Here is a 1,542-nt window from a genome sequence, read left to right as displayed (position 1 = left end):
GGCGCGGGAGGCGATCAGCGAGGCAGGGAGAAGGGCGGGGTTCAGGAATCCGATTCGGTTTCAGGGGCAGTATTGGGATGAAGAGACGGGGCTGCACTACAACCGGTATCGCTACTACGACCCGCAGGCGGGACGGTTCGCGTCCAAGGATCCAATTAAGCTTGCTGGCGGCTTTAATATTTATCAATATGCTCCCAATCCAATAAAGTGGTTCGATCCGTTGGGATTGATAAAACTTGGGTACGACAAAAATGCAAAAACTTGGAGCACGCCGAACGGCTTGAGCTACGGTCAAGGGTCCGCGCAAGGCAATCGAATTAAGCATGTTTTGGAGCATGAGTCACCAAACCCAAATAAGCCAACGCATTCTGTGTTTTGTACCTGCAAGAGGGGTGGATCATTGGAATTGGTGGACGAAGCTTGGAGTAAGCGAGGTCAACCTTTGGCTAATGATCCTGGTGCTTATATTGTTCCAATGGGACGGGTAATAGGAACTAATGGAGAGAAAAATATCAAAATAATCACTCGACCGGGAACGAACGAGGTTATTACGGCATATCCTGTAAATTAAGGTGTCTTATGATTTGTCCGCGATGCGAGCAAGATGAAGTTGTTGAGGCGAAAATAAAAGCAAATGGACGTTTGATTTTTATATGCCCCGAATGCGATGCAATGTGGCTGTCTGATAGCAAAATTGGCGGTGACAATTTTCTTGATTATGGGTCGTATATGAAATCTATCGGCTTGTCTCAATTGTGGGATGAGTTGGATGTTATGGGAAAAAAATGATGTGTGTAGTTCTTAGGGTGCTTCCAAATTTCAAGTTGAATTGAGTGTGTTTGGATAAATTGAGTCATCTGGCGGGGGGCTGTCACTGTAGTCAGAGGTCCGAATGGGATCATCACGGGTACCCTGAGCTAGGGGCAGGGAGGCCCTGATCTATGCAGATATTTCTCGACTACATCCACGAGATGTACTACTACTTGCTCTCTATGAGTGACGACGATATCGATAATTTCTATATCAATGACAAGGCTTGCCGAGGCAAGCTATTTGAGGAGATGAAAGCTGACTTCGACACCTATGGACCAGTGAGCAAACAAAGGGTCTTGGATGCGATTGAATTCATCCTGTCATCAGGTGACATCAAAGGGTACTGGCGTGCCGCGGTGCCGCATGCGGTCCCACTCGACGATGTTGAGGACAAGCCTGCATATTTGCGTGAGCTTTATGAAAAGCTGACGGGGCATGTGCCACAGCCAAGAGACTTCGGCTCCGAAGTGGAGTTGGTCAATGCCGCTGGATCTCACGCAATCGACGTAAGACTTTAAGGTCAAGCTTACGATTTCGAGTCGCGTCGATCGCTCGGCTCGGGATCTTCTCGATCGGCCCTGTAGGCAATATGTCGCCCCTCGGGTGACCAACGATCCGCCAAGGCACCCGGCCGGCAAGCTGCTGGACAACCTGCTGAAGAACTACGCCGGTACCAGCTACCGCTACGACGAACGCGGCAACATGGCCGAGCGCGTACGCAACGGCTGG

At 49.8% G+C, this 1,542-nt stretch carries 2 protein-coding genes; both read left to right on the top strand.

Annotated elements, in window-relative coordinates; all coding sequences use genetic code 11:
• The coding region (locus PMI12_RS28425; RefSeq protein WP_162130827.1) for an RHS repeat-associated core domain-containing protein at positions 1 to 571 on the top strand (571 nt) is incomplete at its 5' end.
• A 421-nt stretch (positions 572 to 992) separates the two neighbouring features.
• Positions 993 to 1,331, top strand: a complete 339-nt coding sequence (locus PMI12_RS25900) for a hypothetical protein (protein WP_237726175.1) — start codon at positions 993 to 995, stop codon at positions 1,329 to 1,331.
• The last annotated feature ends 211 nt before the right edge of the window (positions 1,332 to 1,542 follow it).

Source organism: Variovorax sp. CF313, from assembly GCF_000282635.1.
Taxonomy (GTDB): domain Bacteria; phylum Pseudomonadota; class Gammaproteobacteria; order Burkholderiales; family Burkholderiaceae_C; genus Variovorax.
This window is presented reverse-complemented; position numbering and strand designations above follow the sequence as displayed.